Genomic DNA, 26,305 nt, shown 5'->3' on the forward strand with positions numbered 1-26,305 from the left:
GGTCAAACCAGAACAGCCAGATCGCCCTTCATCGCCCCAATGCTCCGTGACGAAACGCAGGTTGGGCGAGAGCTTTCGCCTTTTGAGTGCGGACGGCGTGGGTCGGTAACAAATCGTACAAAACCGAAGGTACACACGCCTCACTGGCATCTTCGTACCAGTAGGCGACCTGCCGCACCGGCAAGCCTCGGGAATCAGTGACGCTCAGATGCGGCGTCCGCGCATGCTTGCTCACCTCCCAGTCCACCAGTTGCGTCGCCGTTGTTCCGGTGGCGGGTCGAACAGGTCGTTTTCGTCGAAGGCGACGTTACACCAGATCCAGTACCAGACTTCCCGGCGCAGCGGTTTGAGCGTCGGCGGATTGCCTTGCAGCATTTGCTTCGCCAGCACGGTTGCGGTCGGTCGGCCCACCGCGTCGTAGAACTGCTGGTCGTGAAAAGCATGCTTGCGCATCGAGCGATCATTGATGTAACGCGGTTGATCGGCGAAGTAGGGCCGGTAAATCCGCACAGTCTGGCCTTTGTTGTTGTATTCCACTGGCTCGCTGACACGCCAGCGTCGCTGGGCCTCGGCGTCTATCGGCTGGTCATTGTCGTCGAGGACCAATTCGCCGTTGTCATCGACCTGCCACGCCACGCCCGGCGGGACCTCATGTTTGGTTTGCAGAGTGCGGCCGAAACCGTCCAGGCAAGCAATGCTGACTCGCACTTGTAGCTCAGGGTCACCTGGGTAGCGGTCGGCCAGCAGGGCGACGGCATGCACTGGCTCACGCCGTGCATTATCGATCTGCTGCTGGAGCTCGGTTTCATTCAGATCGGGATTTACCAAGGCGCCAAGGTGCTGTCGGGCACGATCGCAAATGTGTCCTTCGGGCAGAATGTACCCTTGGCTTTTCGCCCAGTCCCACCACTCTTGGGAGCGTGAGGACGTGCGGGAGATGCGACCCATCCAACTGAACGTATCCCAGAAAGCGGCGCTGGCGAAATTGCCGATGGCCTGTTTCGGGTCGGCGATGGCAATGGCGGGGTCGCGGTCTTGCGGCGGGATGTAGGTTTGCAGCGGGTCAAAACCCACCGGCTCTCCAAGTTCGGTGCCATGGAAACTGCTTACCAGCGGTTCACCGAAGGCGTTATAGCGTGCTTCTTGCAGGTTGCGGTTGGCGTCTTCAATGGTCGCAGGGAGGAAGGTGCGGTAATCCACGTCCAGGCTGCGGGTAGTGCAACCGTCCGGTAAGGTCACTGCGGTTGTTACACACCAATACGCGTCGTAGGTAATCAGGGTTTCACCGTGACTGCGGGTTTCACGGTATTTCTGCAGGTTATGAAAACCGTCGAGTGCGTGGTAGGTGGGGAAGCCTCTGTGCACTGACCACAGATAATTCTTCGCGTCGTCAGGATCGTCGATCGGACCGTTCTCTTGCTCGGGCAGGAACAGCGGCATGATGTGGTAACCGACCTCCTGCGATTCGAGTTTTTCTTTCAGGTTGAAGGGTAATTGGCCATCCACCTCGAGTTTGTCATACGCGCTGAGGGCCCCGGCGTCCAGTTCGGCCGTCTCCATGTAGGCGGGCAAGCCCTCGAAAGTTGCGGCGCCCGGATCCAGCGTTGCACCGCTGCGAGGGTCGATGTAGCGCTGCAGCGTCAATGCAGACAACAGCGCTTGCTGCGCCCATTCACCATCCTCGCGGGCCATTTGCAAAATATGTTCCTGGTGGATCGTTGCGGCACTCAGCGCCGCTTTTTCCAGCACCAGCGAATTGCTGCGCAGGCGGCAAGCCAATCCAAGGCGCCAGGCCTCGTTACCGGGCAAATGAATCGGTTCTGACCGGAGCTGCGTCAGGTACCATTTTTGTTGCGCATCGTCGTGAGCATCCCTCCACCAGTTCTGCTGATGCTCTTCGGTGAACGGCGGCGCATCGCTGCTGGTTTTGCGTCGCGCGTAGTTCACGGTGAAAGCATGCACCACACAGCCGTAGGGGTCCCATTCCAGATTCAACTGGTGCTGGCACATCGGATCGTCGGCAATTGCCGGTTCGTACTGATAACTGATGGATTCCACGTCCAGGGGCAACACTACCGCGTAAGGCTGGTACTTGCCTTTGGGGCGCAGCACCCGTGCGCCGTAGCGATGTTCCTGGACCACATAGGGGACTGCGGTCGTCGCGTCGTCATCGGCGGCGAACACTTCCGAGCGCATCACTCGGCCACTCAGGGTGCGGGCGATCTCTCGCGCAGTCTCCTCATCGGCTACGGTGAAAGGTTGCGCGATGCGATCATTGAAGTGATACAGCTGCAGCAGTGTGGGTTTGAGATCGACTGCATCATCATCACCGCTGTAATAACCGGTTCTCGACGGGTCGATGGTCTCGCCTGTGTGAAACCAGGTCTTGCTGAGAATCGGCGCCGTGAACTCGGTTGCTGACATTTCGGTGTCGCTTTGCAACAGCAGACGAAAACCACGGAACTCGCGCTCGAAACGGTCGTAGGAACCGCCGCGATAGCTGAAGAGCTGTGTCAGTGTGTTGCCGGTGATCTCGTCATTTTGGATTTGCTTGTGTACCAGGTGCATGGCCATCGGCAGTCCGGACACTGGATTTTCAACACCGGCTGCCTGTTGCTCGCGTTTTTCATCCAGCCATTCCTGCGCCGAACTGCGGTAATTCACACTGGAGCTGCAACCCATGTTGTTGCAGCTTCTGTTCAGCAGATAGGGTTTGGCGTCGACGAAATCGTAACGCCAGTGCCTGGGCGACATGTGCGGCAATGTCACCACCAGGCTGGAGCAGCCCAGGCCTTGCAGATCTGCGCTGGTGACCTGCCAGAGCGGGTCATGGGCGAGGCCATCAGGCCAGGGAAGATCAATGGAGGTCTGGGCGAAACCGCTGCCGGCGTGGTTCATGAAAATACGCAGGCGCTCGGCTTCCATGTAGATCAGGTCCGCCGCACCCGAGCCGTCGAGGTCCGCCAGCAATACCCGTGAGGCGTTGAATTCATCGTAGGCGAAGGGCAGGGTGCACAGCACAAAGCCTTTGCCGAAACGGCCATGTCCCAGATTCGGCCAGCACTTGATTTCGTTATGACGGATCCGCACCAGATGTTGCTGACCGCTGCCGACGAGATCGGCGAATGCAATGATTTCGCTCGGTGTATTGCTCAGCACAGGCAGCTCATCATCATCGCCTGCGGCGGTTTTTTCCGCATGCGGCACGTCGACGCCCTCGTCGAACCCGGCCGCGCGGCGGTTGGCATACAAACGCACGCTGCGCGGGCCGACCAGCGTCAGGTCGCTCAGGCCGTTACCCACCAAGTCAGCGATCTGCGCCATCGGGTGGGAAAATTCGCCGGGAAATGCATCGAAAGGCACGAAGCCTGACCAGCTGCGGTCCGGGTCGAGGGTGAAAAATCCGCACATGCCCGGCGCGGCGAGCACCCAGTCGAGCTTGCCGTCGCCAGTCAGATCGGTAAGAGACTGATGCACGGGTTTGCCGGCGTCGGACATCGGCACGCCTTCAAGAAGTTTCCACTCGCTGTACTCGACCTGGTCGCTGCCGGTCTCTGCGCGCAACGGCTCGCGGTAATACCAGCCGTGGTCATAACGGCAGAGCACACCCGCCAGGCCCTCGCCGTATAGATCAATCAACTGATATCGATGACCATCGTCGAGGCCGGGCATGGCCGTGAACTCTTTCCAGCCCTGCGGCTGCGGGGCGAGGTCGAACGTGTTGTAGCTGAACTCCATTGGCGGTCGGCTTTCGATCTGGCCGAGGCCATCATAGGCCTGCTGATGCGCCGCGCTCAGATGACTGTAACCCAGCGGGCTGAGGTGATATTGCAGGAGCAGGCGTTGCACCAGAACCGGATGGTCACCCAACTCTTTGGGGAAGTGATGAAACATCAGCACTTGTCGACACAGGCGTCGGTTGCCCAGTTCGAAACCGTAGGCGTAGATCCAGTAAGGGTCGCTGCGCTCGGCCCATGGCTGTTGTTCTTCAAACGTTGGCACTTGTTCCAGATCGCTGCTGCGTTCGCCATAGTCGAACACCAGTTGAAAGTGCCACAACTGTTTTTCCCAGCTGCCGCGGTCCCAGGCATACAGGTGCGCGTAGGCTTTTTCGTTGCCATAACACACGCGTCTGAGATAGCGCTGAGCGCGATAGTCGCGATACTGCGGAGCCACTGGCAGCTCGGTTTCCGCCTTGTATTCGTAGATGATGTGTTCGCCGCGGGTATTCAGGCTTTCGTCGATCATCCAGACGCCGACGCGCTGCGGGTCGGCAGGGTCGGCCCGGCGTGAATTGGCGGTGGTGCCATAGATATGCAGGCTGCCGTCGGCACCGTGAATCAGCCAGAAACCGGCTTTGTCGGTCTCGTTCGACCAATGTTCGATCAAGGCGAATGCACCCTCGACCCGTGGCCAGTGGCGAACGACGTCATACGCAGTCGTCAGGGGCAGGCCGTTGTATTGCTCAGTGGTGCGCAAGATCAATTCACCGGTGCTTTCATTGCGCTCGGGCAGCCATACATCACCGTCAGGCCCCACGACCTGGTCAGTGCCGTCATAAGTCGGCACGCCATCGACCGTGCGCAGGGTCACCGCGTCAACCGTCAACTGCCAGCCGATCCCGCAGGAGCTGTTGCCCGTGCCGCTGCTGTAGCCCAGACCCAATGGCGGGGCAAAACCGCGTCCTGGGGAAATCGGCAACGACAGTTCCAGCGACGCAGTGCCTTTGGTACCTACGCCGGCCGATCCCTTGCCAATGCTCTGGATGGCGCCGCCGCCCTTGGGCAGGCTCGGTGTGTTGATCTGCATTGTCGACTGTTGCGGCTGCGGTTGTTGGTTCATAGCGAACCGCCTTCGCATCGCGCGGTGTAGCACACATGCAGGATGATATCGGGCAAGCGCTGAAGTATGTCGTCCTGACCGTCGGGGAACGTCAGGATCCAGCGTGAAATCGCGCCGGTGTACTCGAATGGCAGATAGCGTTCATCCTGGAAGTTGAGCTGAAACATGCCGTTGTCTTCCAGCGAACTCGACAGGGCAATCTGCTGACTCGATCGCAGGTTTTCTTTGACACTGCTGTCGACGGTGGGGGCCATTTCAACTTTGCTGTAGGTTTGTTTCAGCACCGCCCGAATATCTTGATAAGGCCCGAGCACGGCCGGTAGCGTCACGCTGATCGTCTTGATCCGGCGCAGGTAATGATTCTGCCCGGCGTAATCATCGTCGAACATGGGCTGAGTCAGTTCGAATTCGCACGTGCCGGTGCCCACCAGCGATTGCTTGATCTGTGCCCACGGTTTATTGATGGTTGAACCTGGGTCCTTGCCGCTCAAATCCTTCAGTGACACGGTTTTCCTGATTTCCAGATCGCGGCGGTTGTGCTGCACGTACTGGCCGTACATCTGTTGCAGGCTCATCTTCAACTCTTCCCCGGCACCGAGGCCGCGGTAGGTGGCATTCCATGCGCCTGGATGGACGAAGGTCTGAGTGAAATTGCCCATTTCGTATTGCCAGCAGGCTTCGGCGGCCTGGCACAGCGATTGTGCGGTGGTGAAGGCGGTGTGGTAGAAACCGGCGAATTTGCTGTTGAGCCAGTCGTAGGTCTGTGATCGGCTGAAGCGGTTGTTGCTCAGCAGGAAGTCATGGGTGGCCTTGGCCTGGTTGAGCGCGGTTTGCGCCTGACGCAGTTGCAGTTGCGTGGCTTTGTGTTGTTCTTCGTAGACGGCGAGCTGGGCTTTGATCTGTTCGGCTTCGAGTTTTGCCTGGTCGCGGGCCTGGGTCCATTCCTGGGTGCGACGCCGATATTGTTCGATTCGCTCCATGGTTTGGCCTGCGGCATAGGCCAGTTGTGACCACGTTTGTGCAACGGACGCAAAGCTGAAAGCTGCCCCCTCCAGGCGTGCTCCACCGACTGCCATGCCGACTATGTTGGGGGCTACTGTCGATGCGTGACCGATTCCCTGAGCAATGATTGCTGCGGTCTGGCCGAGATTTCCTGCCAGGTAAGCGGCTCCCGTAGCGATTTCCAGCGGGCTGACACCCTCTTTCAACAGTTTCTCGTAATAACCGACACGTCCAGTAATCAGGTCCTGACTCGCCAGCAACGCCTGCTTGTTTTTCTCATCAATCTTCCCGGCCTGAACCTGTATATCCACTGCCATCTTCGCCAGGTTCCACGCCTGTTGCTGTTGCATTTCCAGATATTGCGCTTGCTCCTTGCGTTCGATAAGCGACAGTAGGGTTGAACCGAACTGGATCACGCTGTCCACCGCGTTCTGCGCCAAGGCGAACATGAAACTGAAGCGGCAATCGGGAATTTGCGGATTCAACAGACGGCTGAGCGCCGCACCCGACAGGCCTTGGCCCCATGCGGCAAGCAACGCCCGCGGATCCAGCGGCGTGGCGAACAACGGCAGGTTCATGGGAGCGCCGGCCATATCGAGGTTATGTCGCAAGTTGTACAAGCGGCTCTCGGCTCGATCCCAGTGCATGATCAGTTCGGGGTTGAAGGGGCGACGCAGATATTCGATATCAATGCTCGTCAGTAACGGGTCATCGCCCTTTGGCAGCAGGCATAGCAAGGGCGCCGATTCGCAGGCCGCAGCCTTGCCGATGCGCAGTGGCGGGTGCTGCTGAAGCTGCTGATGCGTGGCGATCAGGCGCTGCTCGAAGTCACGTAATTGCGCATTTTTCGACGAACTCAATTCGTCGAGCGTGAGCGGCAACCAATCGTCGACCTGGCGCACATCCGGGCGCGGCCCCAGCAGGTCCATGATGTGCACGTAGCGCAACTTGGCCTCGGCCAGTCCATCCGGTGTCAGCTCGGCGTACGCCAGATCAGCCTGGCGACTCTCGATCTCGATGAACAGTTTCCACAGCGCCTTGCGAAAATGCACGGGAAAACTCAGGGCAATCTGATGCGGATCGTCCGGGTACAGAATGCTCAGGCTGGGGTCGATCGGGCCGGGCCATACCGGCTCTTCCAACGGCACGGCCTGCCAGTAACCGGGGTGTCCCGGGGCCGAGCTTTGTCGTGTCGGGTCAAACAGATACGCGAGCCACTGTTTCGCCTCGTCGTACTGCTGCTCTTCGTTCAAGCGATAGGCCACCAGCCATGGCAAGTACAGAAACAGCTCGAGGAAATACAGATAGTAGGCGCCCGAGAAATCCATGGCTTGCGATCCCTGACCATCAGGGATGGGTGGTTCTGTGTGCTGGGTCTGGGTTTCCCAGCTCAGCAGAGATTCCATGCCACCTTCGGCAAGGTTGATCAATTGCCGGGCGAAGGTGGTATTCATGCGCACTGGGGTCCGATGTGCCCCTTCGGGTTCTTGCCCGTCGCTCAACTCGATACCTGAGCCGCTGAAGTCAATGAATTGCGCCTTGCCCAGAGAAGGGCTGTCACCCAGAGACGGGTCGATCATGCTGTTGATGCTGGGCGCTATTTGCAAGGTTGAGGGAGGCACTTCTGCCCATTCAACGGTCAGCGCCTTGAGCGCTCCGCCAATCAGCGTGGCTGCCAAGGGCCCAGCGTGATAAACCAGAACACCATAGATCAGCGGAATTTTCAGTTCCTTTGGATCCTCAGGCCACTCCACTGGCCAGCCGTCGGGCTGGAGGGTGGATTGATCGACCGAGAACGAATAAGTCAGCGACGAATCCTCCGATAGGTGGTTGACGATGGCTGTAGACGCCAGCTTGCGCATTGCGCTGAATGTTTCAGGCGGCGTCGTTGAAGTGACATCCAGCGGGTGTGCGATGAAAAACTGGTAGCCAACGCTGCTGTTATAGCGCCCTGCTGAAGGATGAAGATCGATTTCATTGTGATCGGTGGTAGAACGCCAAAAGGACGTAAACAAAACCATGCTGGAGCCGATCAGTTCATAGAGGATCCTTCGGTTTGCATGTTTACCTGCAAGGCAAGCCATTGCTCCTTGCCTGGTGGCGGGTACGGTAAATTCAGTCGAATTCCCGTCAGGGTCGGCGATCAAGCTACGAAGCCGATCAGGGTATCCCTTGAAACAGAATGCCGTATCTGCGACATCCATGAAGTCGGTACCAACAGGTTCAATGATGGAGCCTGGAAGTAGCGGAACTTCAAGATGATTTTCCGAAGGATCGAACACCAGCGTAACTCTGATGAGCTCCTTGTTTTCATCATGTTTGTCGAAGACGGAAAGTCTGAAAATCTGCAGATTGTTGAATCCTGCCGCCAGCCTTGCGGTCAACTCGATATTGGACGCCGCCCGGTTATAGACAAAGTCGACGTCTTTCACGCTGGTCTTGATTTGCGACTGCCACCCCTGATAATCCCAGGTGGTCTTTTCGCTATCCGGTGTCTGGTGCTCCACTGCACCAAACATTGGCGTGCCGGAGGGAAGCCAGTATTGGAAACGACCAGCGTTGCTATTGGCGAAAATGCTGCCGATCAGCCTCACGTGGGCTTCGCCGTTCTGGAGGACCTCGACGGAGGGAGGTGAGGCCGGTTTGATCTCCGGCGCCATGCCGAATGACGGGGGCAGCGGTGTCACATTGAAGTTCTTGTCGATTTGTACCGTTCGCAGGAAATCATATGTATCTTCATTGCCCGGAATATCGGAAGGTACGCCCTGATAGTTCGAATACAGCATGAGCACCATCGACTCAGGCGACGTCGAGTGGTCATACACCGCAATGGTCTGGGTTTGCTCAGCAATTACTTCCAGAGGTTCTCCGATCATCGCTTCAGTCTGGCAGTAACTCTCGATGTATACCCGCGGCGTGCTCCAGGTATCGTCATATTTCTTGTAGCTGGCATATAGGCGGAACCGAGGATTCACCTTGACGCTCTGGTCGGCCTTGCCTTCAACGGGGGCCTGCATGGCGTCCGCATCCTGAAGCTCCAGCTCGGCCCAGATCACGAACAGACGATTGTTGAACCAGCACGGGCGAATGGTGTGTTCCAGCGCCTTTTCCGAAATGGGCACGTTGGCTTTTTGCCAATCCGACCAGGCATTGGGCAGCGGCTTGTCATACTTGACCGGGGTTTCGTCTGCTGCACTCGCGGGCGCTTTGACCGCGCGCTGCGACATGTCCAGTGAGCGCCAGTAGTAAGCATTTTCGGCAGGGGATTTGCCGATGAAATAATAATTGCTGTTGGCAAAGTCTTCGCCATCGATGTAGCCATTGCAGATTTTCAGATTGGCGACTTCTTCGAACCGGGCAAGATAAGCCAGCACGGCGGTCTGTACGGTTTCTGGCTGTATTTGCGCCTGGTTGAGATCGTTCTCCAGTTGCTCGAAACTGGCGCTCTTGGTCAGGCGCAGGGTCGGGTCCAGATAGATGTCCGGGAAAGTGCGCAACTGCTGGAGGGCGGGCCAGATCGAGTAGCGATTGAGGCCGTCGCGCCAGGTGCTGGTTTGCAAAGGCGTAAAGCTGTCATCGCTGTAACCGGGCTCCAGGTTCAGCATCATGCTGTTGATTTGCTGTTGGTAGCTGGCAATGGCGCAGGCCACCGGACTGGTCGGGACATCCTGGCTGACCAGTACATCCAGCAACCAGAATTCATAAAGGTCGTTGGCGGTCTTGATCGTTTGAGCCAGCCCTTGCTCGATCAGGTAGGGATCGCTGGGTATTGCTTCGTGCAGATACAGGGCGAGCATCGCGTCACGCAGTGCTTCGTTAAGCGGCGCATCGAAGGCAGTCGTCATGATCGTTCCTCAACCATTGTCACGTGATGGGACGGCGTTGGAGTGGGCGGCCATGACTCCCTCACCGACGGCTTTCCAGGCCAGCAGATCGCTTTGTTCGCCCAGCGCGGTGGCTTGCAATAGGGCTCTGGCGGCCAAGCCGCTGGCCTGACAAGCGGCCTGGCAACGACGGACCCAGTCGACTTGAGCCATCGAGGTGGCGCGTTTATCGGGGAGCGAGCTGGTCAGCTCGGCAACTTGCGCCTGCGGCCAGTTCAGTAAACGAGCAAGGGCAGCATCGGCCGTTTCGCTGGCGAGCTGGCGCAGGGCCTTGTTTTTCAATTGGGCCTTGGCTGGATTGGCGCAGCTGAAATAACTCAGGACATGGTCTTCGGACTGGCTCTGGCTGTGGAACCAATGACTGAAGCGTTCAAGCAGATAGAGATCGGAAAGCGAAGGCATGCTGTTACTGCCTTCCTCGTATGCCGCGCCACCCAGCCACGTCGGATTGATTGCAAACAGGCGCAGAGCGCTATTGCTCAAACGCAGCTCTCTGACGATCTCGGCGTGGCGAGCCACCCGTTGATAATCCTCGATCAACGCTTGGGGCAGCGGGGTCTTGAGTGCTTGCTGCAAAATGCTATAGGGCGTGGCCCACGCCCAGTGAATGACCGCCCGGCAGCAATCCGGCGCGAGTTTGGCGGTTTCCTGGAAAAGCCCTTCGAGCAACTGGGCCTGGCGGTCATGCACATCGAGCAGGAACTTGACGAGTCTGTCTGCGCAAGCATCTTTGACAGGTTGGGCCAGCCCTAGACCTTTGAGCGCTTGCGCGACATCGGCCTGTAACCAGGCAAGGGGTTCATCTATCAGGGTTAGTGTGCGATCAAGGCCAGACAGCAGGCCGTCAGCAGTGATCAGCTTGTGTTCGATCAGCAATTGAAACCAGTTGATTTCTCCTCGCTTGCGTTTGCCATCCTCTTGCAGTGGCAGACCCAGCGCATTGACTTGCGCCTCGGTCGCCAGGCTGCGGCGCGTATCGCTCTGCAGCCTGGTCAGACGCGCCCGCAACTCATCGGGCAGGGGAGCTTGCTCAGCCGAGCTGATCTGCTGGTCATTTTCCGGCTCTTCGTGATTTGGCGAGGCATCAATGCCCAGGCGCTGCAACACCTGCGTCACGGTCTGCTGACTGTCTTTGAGCCAGGTGAAAGCCCAATCCAGTTGCATCAGCACATCGAGGATGTCCGGATTTGCATCCGGAATCGGCGCACTCAAGCGGCCGGTGGCGAGTGCGATCTTGTAAGACGAGCCTCCGAGAAGTCCCGCCAACGCCAGCAATTCTTCGACCGAGTGACCGAACAACCGGGCGATCCGTGCCTGGCGGTACAGCGAAGAAACGGTAGGCAAGTCACGCTTGAGCGCGCCGACGTGCGTTTCGGTCTGACGGGCAATCAACAGCAGAGAGTCTTCGGTGGGCTGCACACCGAGCCCGGCACAGAGTTGCAGCAGGGTTTTCTGCGTCGCGGCATCAAGGGGCGTCAGATCGATGGACTTTTGATCGAGAATCAGCGGTGTATCGAACAACTGCAGGTGATTGAACACCTGATCGAACAACGGCACCGCGTCCTTGCCACTGGCGTAGGGGCTGAGGTCGTGCAGCAGCGCCGCGAACTCTTCAGGTTCGATGCTGTAGCGTTGGTTCAGGTAGCGATAGACGCCCAGCGCACGCAGGGTGTTTGCGTTGAGTTCCATGCCCAGGTTTGATTCGCCCTCGGCGCGGATGGCACTGAAGATCAACGTGTCGAGCCTGGCGAAAGGAATGCCGCTCCAGCGTTGCAGGCGGATCATCCGTTGCAGGCGATCGAGACGATCAAGTGAGATTTTGGTCAGACGCCATTGCGCGTTGTCACCCGACGCTATCCGCTCCAGTCCTATGGCGTGGTCTGCTTCATCGCCCATGTCTGTTTGGGGGGCCGGTTCTGGCGCGTTGGACAGTTCGGCACCGGGACCGATGCCATTGACGTAGCAGGCTCCGTAGTGATTTGGCAAAGGCCCGGTCTGCGGACCAATCCTGTCAGGGGCCGGCTGCAGGTATGGACAATTGGGCGACAACCGCACCGCAAAGCTGCGGCGGGCCACAAGCTGCTCGACCTGTTCAGCGGTGAGGCCAGTGTGCTGCATGAAGTCGGTCAGCAGGGTCAATTGCTGCACAGACGAATCGCTGGTGACCTCGACTCCGTAGGCGCCTTTGAAAAAGTTCTTTTCTGTAGTTGTCAGGCGGTACTGTTCATCCAGCGTGAAGGCGAAGCGCTGTCTGACCAGGCGGACCGGTTGCTCTACGGTCCCGGTGGCGGTGATCAGATCGAATCTGGCTGTGTAGTCCTGCTCGGTCGGCGTGGGAACGGTGGCAGCCTGGAAATGCACAATGATGGGTTTATCTGTCGCCGCGTGCAGACGATTTACCAGCCAGCCAGTGCCTGTGAGGTCCGGGACGTTAGAGCTCAGATCGATACTGGCAGGCACGGTCTTGTCGTCTTTACGAAAGGTCAGTGAGACAACGGTTATGGAGCCGCCTTGATTCGTTGGTGCGTCCGCCAACGGAGTCGCGACCACGTCGTCGGGCATTTTTACGCCAAGCGCGAACTGGGCAGCAGGCCTCACGTGGATCAAGGTCGTTCAAACCGTAGATGGCTTGGCTTCAGACCCGAGCGATCCTGTTTCCCTTGCAGTGAAGCCATCCAGTCCCGCCATACCTGCGCCACCCAAGCCTGCCTCAGCAAGACAGATACTGACCATTACCGGCGTCGTGACAGGTGACGTCACGCTGCAAATGTACACTGAAGCAGGCGCACCGGTTGCTGGCGGTTTCACTGGCAGTGGTGCAACGCGCGCTTTTACGCCAACCTCGGACTGGGTTGCAGGCATTCGAGTCAAGGTCGTTCAATTCTTGGATGGAGTGGCTTCGGATCCGAGCTATCTCGTTTCTATTCCCGTCAAGCCATCCAGACCAGCCATCACACCGCCGCCCAGCCCGGCCTCGGTCATGCAGACCCTAGAGATAACCGGCGTCGTGGCAGGCAACGTTCCGTTGCAAATGTCTACCGAGGAAGGCTCACCGGTGGATGGCAGTTTCATAGGTGGTGGCAACATACGCACTTTTACGCCGAACTGGAGATGGGATGCAGGCACCACCCGGGTCAAGGTCGTTCAAACCGTAGAGGGTGTGGCTTCTGATCCGAGCCACCTTGTATCCATCGCAGTCAAGCCATCCAGGCCAGCCATTACACCGCCGCTCAATCCGGGGCCGGCGAGACAGATACTCATCATTACCGGCGTTGTCGCAGGAAACGTCACGCTGCAAATATCCAGCGAGGCAGGCGCACCGGTGGCTGGCACTTTCAGCGGCAGCGGCAACACACGCAATTTCACTCCAACAGCCGACTGGATTGCAGGCCGGGTCAAAGCTACTCAATCCGTAGGCGGCGTGGTTTCGGATCCGAGCGATCTCGTTTCCATCGTAGTGAAGCCACCCAGACCAGCTATTACACCGCCACCCAGCCCATCCGAGATCAGACAGGCGTTGACCATCACCGGCGTCGTGACAGGTAACGTTACGTTTCAAATGTCCACCGAGGCAGGCGCACCGGTGGCGGGCGCTTTCACTGGCAGTGGAAGCACGCGTACTTTTATGCCAGCTTCGGACTGGGCTGCTGGCTCCAGAGTCAAGGTCGTCCAAACTGCAGGCGGCGTGGCCTCGGATCCGAGCGAAATTGTTTCCATTGGAGTGAGGCCATACAGACCTGCTATTGAAAGGCCGCCCATTCCGACTTCACCAAAACAGAGACTGACTGTTACCGGCGTCGTGATAGGTAACGTCACGCTGCAAATGTCCACCCAGGAAGGTGAACCGGTGGCTGGTCATTTCGCTGGCGGCGGCACCTTTATTTTTACTCCAACCCTGGAATGGGCCACAGGCACCACCTATGTCAAGGTCCGTCAAATCGTTGGGGACGTTCCTTCATATTGGAGCGATGTTGTTTCAATCATAGTGAAGCCATCCAGACCGGCCATCACTCTACCGCCTGATCCGGCCCTGCCGAATCAGGCGTTGACCATTACTGGCGTCATAGCAGGTAACGTCACGCTGCGACTGACCACAGAGAAAGACGCAACGGTGGCTGGAGATTTCACTGGCAGCGGAAGCACGCGTACTTTTATGCCAGCTTCGGACTGGGCTCCAGGTATCAATCGGGTAAAGGTCGTTCAACTCGTAGGTTTGGTAAGTTCGGATCCGAGCGATCTCATCTTCTTCTTAGCGAAGCCATCCAGACCAGCCATCACACCGCCGCCCCGCCCAGCCTCAGCAACACAGACACTGGCGATTACCGGCATCGTGACAGGTATGGTCACGGTGCAAATGTCCACCGAGGGAGGCGCACCGGTGGCTGGCGAATTCGCCAGCAGCGGGCCTGACCGCCTCTTCACACCGGCTGAGGACTGGTCGCCCGGGGAAAATACCGTTTACGTCATGCAAACAGTAAACGGTGTGAACTCCGACCCCAGTGACTTGTGCACTTTCACCGTGGAGGTGGAGGACCGGCCCGATGCCCCTCAATTCCAGCAACCGCAGGCGGGGGGCTTAACCTCACGGTATCCCTCCCTCAAGATCGCCGGCCTGCCGGGCGCGCTGCAAACCGTTCGCTTTGAGAACGGCGCGACGTTGCACGAAGAGACAGCGGGTGCAGACGGGATCCTGACATTCACAGTGGCGGAACCGTTGGATCCAGGCCCCATTGTCCTTGAGGCTAAACAGGCCAGCGGTGGGACTGATTCGGATTGGAGCGCGCCGCATCGGTTTACGGTCAAGGCTGCGCCGTCAACTCCGTCGATCGAAGCGCCACGGGCGGACTCCGAGACATCACGCTATCCGAGGATTCGCGGCACAGGAGCAACGGGAGGTGAGATTGTCCTGCGTCATGCGCTTGATCCCAAGGAAGAGTTTGCCACCGTCGACGGTTCAACCCGGTGGAATTGGACCGCAGAAAAAGCGTGGCCCCTCGGAGACTATGCCGTGCAGGCCCGGCAGACATTCGACGGGGACTGGTCCGACTGGACTGAGGCTCGCTCCTTCAAGGTGAGCGAATCGCGGTATGCCATTGGCGACGCTATCCCCGCCATCGGTACACCGGTGGTGGGCACCGAGCAGAGCGTGCTGTTGCGAATCCAGGTCATCTCCGGTGTCAGCGGGGAGGTAGCCGCTGGCGTGGAGGTGAAGTGGCGCGTCAATGGCGAGGAGGAGGTGCTGGCGACAACGCAGACCGACGTCAACGGCTGGACCGGTTATCGCTATACACCTGAAACAGTCGGCAGACATGAAGTTCTTGCAGACGTCACTCAGGACAACGCCGGTGTGATTTTGACCGAACTCTATGAAGTGAATGCGGTACTGGACGATGTCTGGGCGCAGGCAGCAGAGCTTTATCTGGACGGTGAGCGCGTCGACCCTGCAAGCGAGTTCGTGCTGTTGAGAAAAGACCTGCCCTATAAGCTGGAGTTGAAGGTTGCCGACGACAGTGTTTTGATTGGCTCTACCGTCACTTTGCAGAACTTCTGGGGCGCGAAGGAACGAGGCCTGACTTTCAACCCTTATCTGGGGACGCCGCTGACGATAAACAAAGGATCGTCAATCCATTGGTATATTTCTACCGAAGAGGCTAACAGCGGTTTTTTCGGTTTGAGTCTGGCCAGTTCAGGACTGCCCGACTGGGAGCTGCCCGGGCGAGTGGAAGCGGGGGATCTGGCTGACGCCGTGAGGTTTGATCTGGATGGCTTCGCGCAAGTGTTCGGCGGCACGCCGGCGTATCCCTGCCTTGGGGCGACGCATACATTGACATTACGACCGCAGGACGACAGTTTTTTGCTCGGCCAGGACGTGGTTCTGGAGTTGAATGCGCAAGCGGCCGATCTGGGCGTTACCTTGAGTCCGAGCAACCCGCAAACGCTCGGTGAGGACGGGGTGAGCTGGTTGCTGAACTGCGTCGACAGCACCAGTGCCGGCGATTTCGCAGTCTGGTTGAATGTGCCGGCGCTGGAATTCGGTTCGCTGGAATTGCCCATGTCGCTGGCGCATAACAGTGCTCAAGTATCTGAAAGATTCGGCCCTCAGCAAATGGGAGGTCCGGCCGCGTACTGGAGGTATGGCATTCGCGCGGTTTCCACTTTCACGGGGCTGCCGGCGGGGGGAGTGCCGGTGACTGTCGCGGTGACTGACAAGCCAACCATGGAAAGCTTAACTGCTCGCGATGGCTGGATATTTATCAGCTACTACGACGGAGAGTTTGCGAGTTTGACCATTCGTAACCGCTATGGAAAGTAGTGGCTGAGCAAGCGTCGGCAAGGGGAGTGAGGCACGGCACTTGTCGAGGATAGCTTGCTGTGCAACAAATCCCGGAGCAAAAAAAACGGCACCTGCAAAGGTGCCGTTTTCATGTGTAGCCAGATCAGCCGAGCAATCAGCCCGCCAGACCCGCCTGCTGTACCAGCACCAGCAATGGCTGCGGGTACACGCCCAGGAAGAATGCGACCAGGGCGATGGCCAGCAGCATCACGCCGCCTGCCTTCTGTTCCCAGTGCAGCTGGGCGTCGTGGCGACGCAGGTTTGGCTCGATCAGGTACAGGGTGACCATCACGCGCAGGTAGTAGAAAACGCCGATGGCGCTGCCCAGTACCAGTGCGCCGACCAGCCACCACTGACGCGTTTCGACGCCGCTGGCGATGATGTAGAACTTGCCGATGAAGCCGGCGGTCAGCGGGATGCCGGCAAGGGACAGCATCATCACGGTGAGCACGGCGGTCAGGTACGGACGGCGCCAGAACAGGCCGCGGTACTCGTACAGCGCGTCAGCGTCGCGGCCGTTGTACGGCGAGGACATCAGGGTGATTACGCCGAACGCGCCCAGGCTGGTGATGACATAAGTCACCAGATAGACGCCGATGGCTTCCACCGCCAGACCCTTGCTCGCCACCAGCGCGATCAGCAGATAGCCGAAGTGTGCAATCGACGAGTAACCGAGCAGACGCTTGAGGTTGCTCTGGGTCAGGGCCAGCAGGTTACCGAACAGGATCGAGGCGACCGCGATCACGCTCAGCACGTCGCTCAGCACACCACTGCTGGCAGCAGGGGAGAGCTGGAACAGACGCACCATCACCGCAAACACTGCGACCTTCGAAGCGGTAGCGAGGAACGCCGCCACCGGTGCCGGTGCACCTTCGTAGACGTCCGGCGTCCACAGGTGAAACGGTACCAGCGACAGCTTGAACGCCAGACCGATCAGCATCATGCCCAGGCCCAGTTGCGCCAGCGGGCTTGGCAGGCCGGTCGCGGCCAGGGCCTGACCGATGCCGACGAAGCTCAGCGAACCGGCGTCGGCGTAGAGCAGCGCCATACCGAACAGCAGGAACGCGGAACCGGCAGCCGACAGCACCATGTACTTGATGCCGGCTTCCAGCGAACGCTTGTTGAAGAAGGCGTATGCCACCAGACCGTAGACCGGTACCGAGAGCAGCTCCAGGCCAATGAACAAACCGGCCAGGTGCTGCGCGCTGACCAGCACCAGACCACCGGCGGCGGCCATCAGGATCAGCAGGTACAGTTCTTCGCGGTTGCCCGGGTAACCCGAACCGCCATCACCGAGATAGGCGTGGGCGAGGGTGACGCAGGCGAGGGTGGCGACCAGGATCATCGCCATGTACAGGCAGGCGAAGGCATCGATCTGCAGCAACGGGGTCACGGCCAGAGGCGCGACTTTCAACGCAGGCAGGATCGACAGCAGGGCCAGGTTCAGACCCGCCACCGAAATCAGGAAGGTCTGCGAGTGGTTGCGGCGCCAGGCGATTGCCAGCATCACCACGATAATGGTGAGGCTGGTGATCAACAGTGGCGCAAGCGCAATAAAGTGTTGAATCGTGAATTCCATAGCGCTCTTACCGGGCCGAAGCGAGTTGAGAGAAGGCGGTGCCGAGCCACTGCTGCACGCCATGCATGGTGGCGGCAGAGGTGTCGAGGAACGGTTGCGGGTAGACGCCGAGGTAAATCAGCAATACCGCCAGACCGAGCACCATGATCAGTTCGCGCGCATCCATGCCGTGCAGCACCGCGTCGGATTTCGACGGGCCGAAGTAGGCACGGTGGATCATGATCAGCGAGTAGACCGAACCGAACACCAGACCGGAAGTGGCAATCGCCGTGACCCATGGAGCGCTGGCGAAGGATCCGATCAGGATCAGGAACTCGCCGACAAAGTTACCGGTGCCCGGCAAGCCCAGCGACGCCGCAGCGAAGAACAGGCTGATGGCCGGCAGATACGCGATACGCGACCACAGACCGCCCATCTCACGCATGTCACGAGTGTGCAGACGCTCGTACAACTGACCGCTGAGGATAAACAGTGCCGCTGCCGACAGACCGTGCGCCAGCATCTGGATCACTGCACCTTGCAGCGCCAGTTGGCTGCCGGAGTAGATGCCGATCAACACGAAGCCCATGTGGGAAACGGAAGAGAAGGCAATCAGACGCTTGATGTCGGTTTGTGCGAACGCCAAAAACGCGCCGTAGAAGATCCCGATCAGACCGAGGGTCATGGCGATCGGCGCAAACTCGGCCGAAGCGTTCGGGAACAGCGGCAGGGCGAAACGCAGCAGACCGTACGCAGCGGTTTTCAGCAGGATACCGGCGAGGTCGACGGAACCGGCTGTCGGCGCCTGGGCGTGAGCATCAGGCAGCCAGGAGTGGAACGGTACGACGGGCAGCTTGACCGCGAAAGCGATGAAGAAGCCGAGCATCAGAATGTACTCGGTGGTCATCGACATCTTGGTTTTCAACAGGTCGGCGTAGTTGAAGGTAATCACGCCGGTATTGTTGAAGTTGACCAGCACCAGACCGAGGATCGCCACCAGCATGATCAGGCCGGACGCCTGAGTGAAGATGAAGAACTTGGTCGCTGCGTAGATCCGGGTTTTCTTGCCGTCCGAAGAACTGTGACCCCAGAGCGCGATGAGGAAGTACATCGGCACCAGCATCATTTCCCAGAAGAAGAAGAACATGAACAGGTCGAGAGCGAGGAACACGCCGACCACACCGCCCAGGATCCACATCAGGTTGAGGTGGAAGAAGCCAACGTGACGTTGAATCTCCTTCCACGAGCAGAGTACCGAGAGGATACCCAGCAGGCCGGTCAGCAGGATCATCAACAGCGACAGGCCGTCGAGGGCCAGGTGCACGTTGATGCCGAAACGCTGGATCCAGACATGCTTGAACTCAAGCGCCCAGGTCGGATCGGCGCCCGGCGCCGGTGCGAATGAATAGTCACCGTGGGCCCACAGCCAGAGGCCGAGTGCGAGTTCCAGGGTCATGGTCAACAGCGCAATCCAGCGCGGGAGGGTGGCGCCGAAGCGCTCGCCCATCCAGCACAGCAGGCCGCCGATGAAGGGGATCAGGATTAGCCAAGGCAGAATCATGACGGGCTCGTTTCCTTTCGCAAATTCGCAAGGTTCATATCAGACCGCTACCAGCACGATGGCGCCGATCACCAGCACGGCACCAGCAGCCATCGAGGCGGCGTACCAACGCAGTTGACCGGTCTCGGTGCGGCTCAGGGCAGTGTGACCACCCTTGGCCATACGCGGGATCAGACCGATGGTCTGGTCGAGCGGGTCTTTGCGCAGTACATGGCTGATCGCAAGGTACGGCTTGACGAACAGTTTGTCGTAGATCCAGTCGAAGCCCCAGGCAGCGAACCACCAGGCCGAAAGGAAACGGCCGATGCCGCTGTTGGCAATTGCCGTGACGAAGCGACGCTTGCCAAGGAACAGCAGCGCTGCCAGCAGGATACCGGCCAGGGCGATGGAGCCCGAGGCGATTTCCAGACTGTGCTTGGCTTCGCCACCGGCATGCCCGACGCTTTGCGGCAGTACGCCGTGCAGCGGCGGCACGATCATCGCGCCGACGAAAGTCGACAGTACGATCAGCACCGACAATGGCAGCCAGTGAGCAATGCCGTGGCCGGCGTGGGCTTCGGTCTTGGCTTCACCGTGGAACGCGATGAAGATCAGGCGGAAGGTGTACAGCGAAGTCATGAACGCACCGACCAGACCTGCGTAAAGCAGACCCTGGTTACCGCTGGCGAACGCTTCCCAGAGGATTTCGTCCTTGGAGTAGAAGCCTGCGGTAACCAGTGGCAGAGCGGCCAGTGCGGCACCACCGACGATGAAGCTGGCGTAGGCCAGTGGCAGTTTCTTCCACAGACCGCCCATCTTGAAGATGTTCTGCTCGTGGTGGCAGGCAACGATCACCGCACCGGAAGCAAGGAACAGCAGAGCCTTGAAGAAGGCGTGGGTCATCAGGTGGAAGATCGCGCCTTCCCAGGCGCCAACGCCCAGCGCCAGGAACATGTAGCCGATCTGGCTCATGGTCGAGTAGGCGAGGATACGTTTGATGTCGGTCTGCACCAGCGCGGCGAAACCGGCCAGCACCAGGGTCACGCCACCGACGATGCCGACGAGGTGCAGGATGTCCGGCGCCAGCGCAAACAGACCGTGGGTACGGGCGATCAGGTAGACACCGGCGGTGACCATGGTCGCGGCGTGGATCAGTGCCGAAACCGGGGTAGGGCCGGCCATCGCATCCGCGAGCCAGGTTTGCAGCGGCAATTGCGCCGATTTACCGACAGCACCACCGAGCAGCATCAGGGTTGCCAGAACGATCCAGAAGTCGCCGACCTTGAAGTGCTCCGGCGCACGTAACAGCAGTTCCTGGACGTTCAGCGTGCCCAGTTGCTGGAACAGGATGAACAGGCCGATGGCCATGAACACGTCGCCGATACGGGTGACGATGAATGCCTTGAGTGCCGCGTTACCGTTGTTGCGGTTGCTGTAGTAGAAACCGATCAACAGGTAAGAGCACAGGCCCACGCCTTCCCAACCGAAGTAGATGAACAGCAGGTTATCGCCGAGGATCAGGAACAGCATGCTGGCGATGAACAGGTTGGTGTACGAGAAGAAGCGCGAGTAACCGTCTTCGCCACGCATGTACCAGGACGCGAACAGGTGGATCAGGAAGCCGACGCCGACGACCACACCGAGCATGGTCACCGACAGGCCATCCAGGTACAGCGCGAAGTTCGGCTGGAAACCTTCCACCGACATCCAGCGCCACAGCACCTGGGTGTACACGCCACCCTCCGGCGGTGCGACGTTGAATTGCCAGATCACGTAAGCGGTGACGATAGCCGACAGGCCGATCGAACCGACACCGATCAGCGCCGAGAGGTTTTCCGAGAAGCGGCCGCGCGAGAACGACAGCAACAGGAACCCGATCAGAGGGAATACGAAAGTCAGAAAGAGTAGGTTCATCCGCGCATCTCACTGGCAGCGTCGATATCGAGCGTGTGGAAGCGGCGATACAGTTGCAGCAGGATCGCCAGGCCAATACTGGCCTCGGCCGCTGCAAGGCTGATCACCAGGATGAACATGATCTGTCCATCCGGCTGCGCCCAGCGGGCGCCCGCGACGATGAAGGCCAGGGCAGAGGCGTTCATCATCACTTCCAGACTCATCAACACGAACAAAATGTTGCGGCGGACCATCAGGCCGACCAGACCAAGGCAGAACAGGATGCCGGCGACGGCTAAACCATGTTCGAGAGGGATAGCAGGCATGTCTTACTCCTTCGCCTCGTTACGGCCCAAATGGAACGCCGTGACGGCTGCGGCAAGCAGCAGCATCGAGGCGAGTTCGACCACCAGCAGGTACGGGCCGAACAGGCTGATGCCCACGGCTTTCGCGTCTACGGTGGTGTGGCCGATGGCCTGGCCGCTCTGGTGAGCGAACAGCACATACAGCAGTTCGGCCAGCAGCAGCGCGGCAAGAATCACCGGTCCGGCCCAGATGCCGGGCTTGAGCCAGGTGCGTTCCTGCTGCACCGAGGCGGGACCCAGGTTGAGCATCATCACCACGAACACGAACAGCACCATGATGGCGCCGGCGTAGGCGATCACTTCCAGCACACCGGCAAACGGCGCGCCGAGGGCGAAGAAGGTCATGGCCACGGCGATCAACGAGATGATCAGGTAGAGCAGGGCGTGCACAGGGTTGGTGTTGGTGACCACACGCAGCGTGGACACCACAGCAATACCCGATGCGAAATAGAAAGCGAATTCCATCGTTCTTCCTTAAGGCAGCAAGCTCTTCACGTTGATCGGTTCGGCTTCGTTCTGCGCAGCGCCTTTCGGCTTGCCAGCGATTGCCATACCTGCAACACGATAGAAGTTGTAATCAGGGTTTTTGCCGGGGCCGGAGATCAAAAGATCTTCTTTCTCGTACACCAGGTCCTGACGTTTGAACTCGGCCATCTCGAAATCCGGGGTCAGCTGGATCGCGGTGGTCGGGCAGGCTTCCTCGCAGAGACCGCAGAAAATGCAGCGCGAGAAGTTGATCCGGAAGAAGTCCGGGTACCAGCGACCGTCTTCGGTTTCAGCTTTCTGCAGCGAGATGCAACCCACCGGGCAGGCCACGGCGCACAGGTTGCAGGCTACGCAGCGTTCTTCGCCATCGGGGTCACGGGTCAGGACGATGCGGCCACGGTAGCGCGGCGGCAGGTAGACCTGCTCCTCGGGGTATTGCAGGGTGTCGCGCTTGCGAAAGCCATGGCCGAAGACCATGACCAGGCTGCGCAACTGGGTACCGGTACCCTTAACGATGTCGCCAATATATTTGAACATGGGTCAAATCCTCACTGAACCGCAACCGCAGGCGTGTTCAACAACACAACCGCAGCGGTCACCAGCAAATTGATCAGGGTCAGTGGCAGGCAGAATTTCCAGCTGAAATCCATCACCTGGTCATAACGCGGACGCGGGATGGAAGCGCGCAGCAGGATGAACAGCATGATGAAGAACGCGGTCTTCAGTGCGAACCAGACGAAGGACAGTTGCGGCAGGATGCCGAACGGACCATGCCAGCCACCGAAGAACAGGGTGACCAGCAGCGCCGAGATCAGGATGATGCCGATGTATTCACCGACGAAGAACATGCCCCATTTCATACCGGCGTATTCAATGTGGTAACCGTCGGCCAGTTCCTGTTCCGCTTCCGGCTGGTCGAACGGGTGACGGTGAGTCACGGCGACGCCAGCGATGAAGAAGGTACAGAAGCCGAAGAACTGCGGAATGATGAACCACAGGTTCTGCGCCTGGTACTCGACGATGTCGCGCATGTTGAACGAGCCGACCTGGACCACGATGCCCATCAGGGCCAGGCCCATGAACACTTCGTAGGACACGGTCTGCGCCGAGGCACGCAAGCTGCCGAGAAGGGCGAACTTGTTGTTGCTCGACCAGCCGGCGAACAGCACCGCGTAGACCGACAGACCGGCCATGGCGAAGAAGAACAGCAGGCCGATGTTCAGATCCGCCACGCCCCAGGTCGGGGTGATCGGGATGATCGCAAAGGCGATCAGCAGGGCGGACATGGCCACCACCGGTGCCAAAGTGAAGATCACCTTGTCGGCAAACGGCGGGGTCCAGTCTTCCTTGAAGAACATCTTCAGCATGTCGGCGGCGATCTGGAACATGCCGAACGGGCCAACGCGGTTCGGGCCGTAACGGTCCTGCCACCAGCCCAGCAGGCGACGTTCGACAAAGCTGAGCAAGGCGCCTGCGACCACCACGGCCAGCAGGATCACGATGGCTTTGATGACCGTCAGGACCACATCGATCACTTCAGGGGTGAACCAGGTCATTGCGCTGCCTCCTGCAGACCGTCGACGGACACGCCGGCGAATGCCGGTGGAATGCCGGCGATGCCCGCAGGCAATGCCACCAGACCGGCGCCCAGTTCTTCATTGATGCGCAGCGGCAGACGCAGGGTCTGGCCGGCAACGTTCAGGCTCAGCAGGGCACCGTCGTTGACGCCGAGGCGATCCGCTTCGGATTTCGCCAGCGCGACGTAAGGTACCGGAATGCGTTCCTGCACCGGGGCGGCTTTCGAAGAGTTTTCTTCGCTGCCGAACAGGTGGAAGAACGGCACGGCTTGCCAGGTACCCGGCGCCGGGTTGAACGCACGCGGCGCAGCGGCGAACCAGTTCAGCGAATCACCGGTGCTTTCGATCAGGCGTGTGCCCGGGTCGCCAGCACGAAGATGACCACCGACTTCGTCCTGGAACTTGTTCCACGCTTGTGGCGAGTTCCAGCCCGGCGACCATGCGAATGGCACCTGCTGACGCGGTTCGGCGGAGCCTGAGTAACCTTCCATGGAGAAGGCGAACGCAGTGTCCTGGTCTTGCGGAGTGCGTGGTTCGTGAACGCTGATGTCGGCGCGCATTGCGGTGCGGCCGGAATAACGCAGCGGCTCACGGGCCAGTTTCAGACCCTTGATGCGGAAAGCAGCCGACGGTGCAGCATCGACGATACGTGCCAGTTGCGCGGTGCTCGAGGCAACGGCGGCGGTGACGTGGTCGAGTTGCGTCCAGTCGATCGGCTGGTTCAGCAGGGTCGCGCGCAGGGCGTGCAGCCAGCGCCAGCCTTCGTGCACCAGAATGCTCGCGTCCATGTATTGCGGATCGAAAACCTGGAAGAAGCGCTGAGCGCGGCCTTCCTGGCTGACCAGCGTACCGTCGCCCTCGGCGAAGCTCGCCGCTGGCAGAACCAGGTGCGCGCGATCAGTGGTGGCGGTTTTCTGATGGTCAGCGACGATCACCACTTTCGCGGCGTTCAGTGCGGCATCGACCTTGGCTTTGGCGGTGCGGGTGTAGAGATCGTTTTCCAGCACGACGATAGCGTCGGCCTTGCCATCGATGACCGCTTGCAGCGCGGCGTCGACCGATTCGCCACCGAGCATGGCCAGGCCGAGGCTGTTGGCTTCCGGCACGATCAGGCTGATCGAACCGTTCTTCTCGCGTAGCTTCAAAGCCTTGGCGATGTTCGCGGCAGCTTCGATCAGGGCTTTGGAGCCCAGCGAAGTACCGGCGATGATCAGCGGACGCTTGGCGGCGAGCAGGGCATCGGCGATGCGCTGCGCCAGTTTCAGGGCTTCGGTGTCCAGACCTTCAACGGCCGGAGCGCTGGCATCCAGCGCGTGAGCCACGGCGAAACCGATGCGTGCCAGGTCATCCGGAGCTGCGTGTACGCATTCTTCAGCGACGTCATCGAGCTTGGTTTCGGCGAGGCTGGCGATGAACAGCGGGTTCAGCGCGTGCTGGCCGATGTTCTTCACCGCCGCGTCGAGCCAAGGCTGGACGCGCATGGCTTCGGCCATGTCTTCAGCCTTGCCCTTGACCGACTGACGCAGAGCCAGCGCCATACGCGCGGCGGTCTGGGTCAGGTCTTCACCGAGGACGAAGATCGCGTCGTGGTCTTCGATGTCGCGCATGTTCGGCACTGGCAGCGGGCTGTCGTTCAGCACTTGCAGGACCAGACGGATGCGCTCCAGTTCGGAGGCTTCGATACCCGAATAGAAGTGCTCGGCACCAACCAGTTCGCGCAACGCGTAGTTGCTTTCGAGGCTGGCACGCGGCGAACCGATACCGACGATGTTGCGCCCGCGCAGCAGGTCGGCGGCTTTGTCCAGCGCAGCGTCGAGGCCGAGCTTGGTGCCATCGGCCAGCAGCGGCTGACGTGGACGGTCGGTGCGGTTGACGTAGCCATAACCGAAACGGCCACGGTCGCAGAGGAAATACTGGTTCACCGAACCGTTGAAACGGTTTTCGATGCGACGCAGCTCACCGTAACGCTCGCCCGGGGAAATGTTGCAACCGCTTGAGCAGCCATGGCAGATGCTCGGGGCGAACTGCATGTCCCACTTGCGGTTGTAGCGCTCGGAGTGAGTCTTGTCGGTGAACACACCTGTCGGGCAGACCTCGGTGAGGTTGCCGGAGAACTCGCTTTCGAGGGTGCCGTCTTCAACGCGACCGAAGTACACGTTGTCGTGGGCGCCAAACACACCGAGGTCGGTGCCGCCGGCGTAGTCCTTGTAGAAACGCACGCAGCGGTAGCAAGCGATGCAGCGGTTCATTTCGTGGGAAATGAACGGGCCGAGTTGCTGGTTCTGGTGGGTGCGTTTGCTGAAGCGATAACGGCGCTCGTTGTGGCCGGTCATCACTGTCATGTCTTGCAAGTGGCAGTGACCGCCTTCCTCGCACACCGGGCAGTCGTGCGGGTGGTTGGTCATCAGCCATTCGACAACACTGGCGCGGAACGCCTTGGATTCTTCATCGTCGATGGAGATCCAGGTGTTGTCGGTGGCCGGGGTCATGCAGGACATGACGATACGACCACGGGTGTCGTTCTCGTCGGTGTACTGCTTGACCGCGCACTGGCGGCAGGCCCCGACGCTACCGAGCGCGGGGTGCCAGCAGAAATATGGAATGTCGAGGCCCAGCGACAGACATGCCTGTAACAGGTTGTCTGCCCCGTCGACTTCGAGCGCTTTGCCGTCTACGTGGATAGTGGCCATGGTTCAAAGGTCTTCGTTGGCCCGGTGTCAGCGGGCGTGGCTAATGGAATCTTGTTATGCGTCCGAATCCAAACAGCCCCGAGGGGCGTCATCGGACGAAAGGCGAAGGGCACGGACCCTTCGCCTTTTTAAGC

12 protein-coding genes are annotated in these 26,305 nt (G+C 59.5%); 1 reads left to right on the forward strand and 11 read right to left on the reverse strand.

Going from position 1 to position 26,305, the window contains the following annotated elements:
• Positions 1-231: 231 nt before the first annotated feature.
• The 3 genes from KVG85_RS03895 to KVG85_RS03905 are packed head-to-tail and all read right to left on the reverse strand — an operon-like array spanning position 232 to position 12,290.
• Positions 232-4,842 (reverse strand): SpvB/TcaC N-terminal domain-containing protein, encoded by a 4,611-nt coding sequence (locus KVG85_RS03895; protein WP_217863024.1) that lies wholly within the window; start codon positions 4,840-4,842, stop codon positions 232-234.
• Entirely contained in the window at positions 4,839-9,689 is a 4,851-nt protein-coding gene (locus tag KVG85_RS03900; protein ID WP_217863025.1) for a Tc toxin subunit A-related protein, read from the reverse strand. Before KVG85_RS03900 ends, KVG85_RS03895 begins: the two co-directional genes overlap by 4 nt.
• Positions 9,690-9,698: 9 nt before the next feature.
• Positions 9,699-12,290 carry a hypothetical protein gene (locus KVG85_RS03905; RefSeq protein WP_217863026.1) on the reverse strand — a complete coding sequence of 864 codons (2,592 nt, stop codon included), beginning with the start codon at positions 12,288-12,290 and terminating at the stop codon, positions 9,699-9,701.
• Positions 12,291-12,495: 205 nt separating this feature from the next.
• On the opposite strand from KVG85_RS03905, the gene KVG85_RS03910 reads away from it, so the two are divergent.
• Positions 12,496-16,041 (forward strand): hypothetical protein, encoded by a 3,546-nt coding sequence (locus KVG85_RS03910; protein ID WP_217863027.1) that lies wholly within the window; start codon positions 12,496-12,498, stop codon positions 16,039-16,041.
• 136 nt (positions 16,042-16,177) lie between these two features.
• On the opposite strand, the gene nuoN is transcribed toward KVG85_RS03910, so the two are convergent.
• Genes nuoN through nuoG form a run of 8 tightly spaced genes read right to left on the reverse strand, consistent with a single transcriptional unit; the run spans position 16,178 to position 26,171 of the window.
• The gene (nuoN, locus tag KVG85_RS03915; RefSeq protein ID WP_024013420.1) at positions 16,178-17,641 is read right to left on the reverse strand and encodes an NADH-quinone oxidoreductase subunit NuoN; all 1,464 of its coding nucleotides are present in this window, start codon (positions 17,639-17,641) and stop codon (positions 16,178-16,180) included.
• Between the two features lie 7 nt (positions 17,642-17,648).
• On the reverse strand, positions 17,649-19,181 hold the full coding sequence (nuoM, locus tag KVG85_RS03920; RefSeq protein ID WP_016775285.1) for an NADH-quinone oxidoreductase subunit M: 1,533 nt from the start codon (positions 19,179-19,181) through the stop codon (positions 17,649-17,651).
• Positions 19,182-19,220: 39 nt separating this feature from the next.
• Positions 19,221-21,074 carry an NADH-quinone oxidoreductase subunit L gene (gene nuoL / locus KVG85_RS03925; RefSeq protein ID WP_217863028.1) on the reverse strand — a complete coding sequence of 618 codons (1,854 nt, stop codon included), beginning with the start codon at positions 21,072-21,074 and terminating at the stop codon, positions 19,221-19,223.
• Complete coding sequence (gene nuoK, locus KVG85_RS03930; protein ID WP_003180046.1) at positions 21,071-21,379, reverse strand: NADH-quinone oxidoreductase subunit NuoK; 309 nt, start codon at positions 21,377-21,379, stop codon at positions 21,071-21,073. The genes nuoL and nuoK overlap by 4 nt, the downstream gene beginning before the upstream one ends.
• A gap of 3 nt (positions 21,380-21,382) precedes the next feature.
• Positions 21,383-21,883, reverse strand: coding sequence for an NADH-quinone oxidoreductase subunit J (gene nuoJ / locus KVG85_RS03935; RefSeq protein ID WP_007951462.1), 501 nt, complete (start codon positions 21,881-21,883; stop codon positions 21,383-21,385).
• A 9-nt stretch (positions 21,884-21,892) separates the two neighbouring features.
• Positions 21,893-22,441: an NADH-quinone oxidoreductase subunit NuoI gene (gene nuoI / locus KVG85_RS03940; protein WP_016775283.1), complete on the reverse strand. Its 549-nt coding sequence runs from the start codon at positions 22,439-22,441 to the stop codon at positions 21,893-21,895.
• Between the two features lie 11 nt (positions 22,442-22,452).
• Positions 22,453-23,460 carry an NADH-quinone oxidoreductase subunit NuoH gene (gene nuoH, locus KVG85_RS03945; protein ID WP_217863029.1) on the reverse strand — a complete coding sequence of 336 codons (1,008 nt, stop codon included), beginning with the start codon at positions 23,458-23,460 and terminating at the stop codon, positions 22,453-22,455.
• Positions 23,457-26,171: an NADH-quinone oxidoreductase subunit NuoG gene (gene nuoG / locus KVG85_RS03950; protein ID WP_217863030.1), complete on the reverse strand. Its 2,715-nt coding sequence runs from the start codon at positions 26,169-26,171 to the stop codon at positions 23,457-23,459. Before nuoG ends, nuoH begins: the two co-directional genes overlap by 4 nt.
• Positions 26,172-26,305: the final 134 nt, after the last annotated feature.

The sequence above is a fragment of the Pseudomonas triticicola genome (assembly GCF_019145375.1).
Classification (GTDB): domain Bacteria; phylum Pseudomonadota; class Gammaproteobacteria; order Pseudomonadales; family Pseudomonadaceae; genus Aquipseudomonas; species Aquipseudomonas triticicola.

Bases quoted from the DNA above. Each gene is read 5' to 3' on its own strand.
- KVG85_RS03895 (WP_217863024.1), bottom strand. From the start codon at position 4,842: ATGAACCAACAACCGCAGCCGCAACAGTCGACAATGCAGATCAACACA.
- nuoM (WP_016775285.1), bottom strand. From the start codon at position 19,181: ATGATTCTGCCTTGGCTAATCCTGATCCCCTTCATCGGCGGCCTGCTG.
- KVG85_RS03910 (WP_217863027.1), top strand. From the start codon at position 12,496: ATGTACACTGAAGCAGGCGCACCGGTTGCTGGCGGTTTCACTGGCAGT.
- nuoH (WP_217863029.1), bottom strand. From the start codon at position 23,460: ATGACCTGGTTCACCCCTGAAGTGATCGATGTGGTCCTGACGGTCATC.
- nuoL (WP_217863028.1), bottom strand. From the start codon at position 21,074: ATGAACCTACTCTTTCTGACTTTCGTATTCCCTCTGATCGGGTTCCTG.
- nuoG (WP_217863030.1), bottom strand. From the start codon at position 26,171: ATGGCCACTATCCACGTAGACGGCAAAGCGCTCGAAGTCGACGGGGCA.
- KVG85_RS03900 (WP_217863025.1), bottom strand. From the start codon at position 9,689: ATGACGACTGCCTTCGATGCGCCGCTTAACGAAGCACTGCGTGACGCG.
- nuoJ (WP_007951462.1), bottom strand. From the start codon at position 21,883: ATGGAATTCGCTTTCTATTTCGCATCGGGTATTGCTGTGGTGTCCACG.
- KVG85_RS03905 (WP_217863026.1), bottom strand. From the start codon at position 12,290: ATGCCCGACGACGTGGTCGCGACTCCGTTGGCGGACGCACCAACGAAT.
- nuoK (WP_003180046.1), bottom strand. From the start codon at position 21,379: ATGCCTGCTATCCCTCTCGAACATGGTTTAGCCGTCGCCGGCATCCTG.
- nuoN (WP_024013420.1), bottom strand. From the start codon at position 17,641: ATGGAATTCACGATTCAACACTTTATTGCGCTTGCGCCACTGTTGATC.
- nuoI (WP_016775283.1), bottom strand. From the start codon at position 22,441: ATGTTCAAATATATTGGCGACATCGTTAAGGGTACCGGTACCCAGTTG.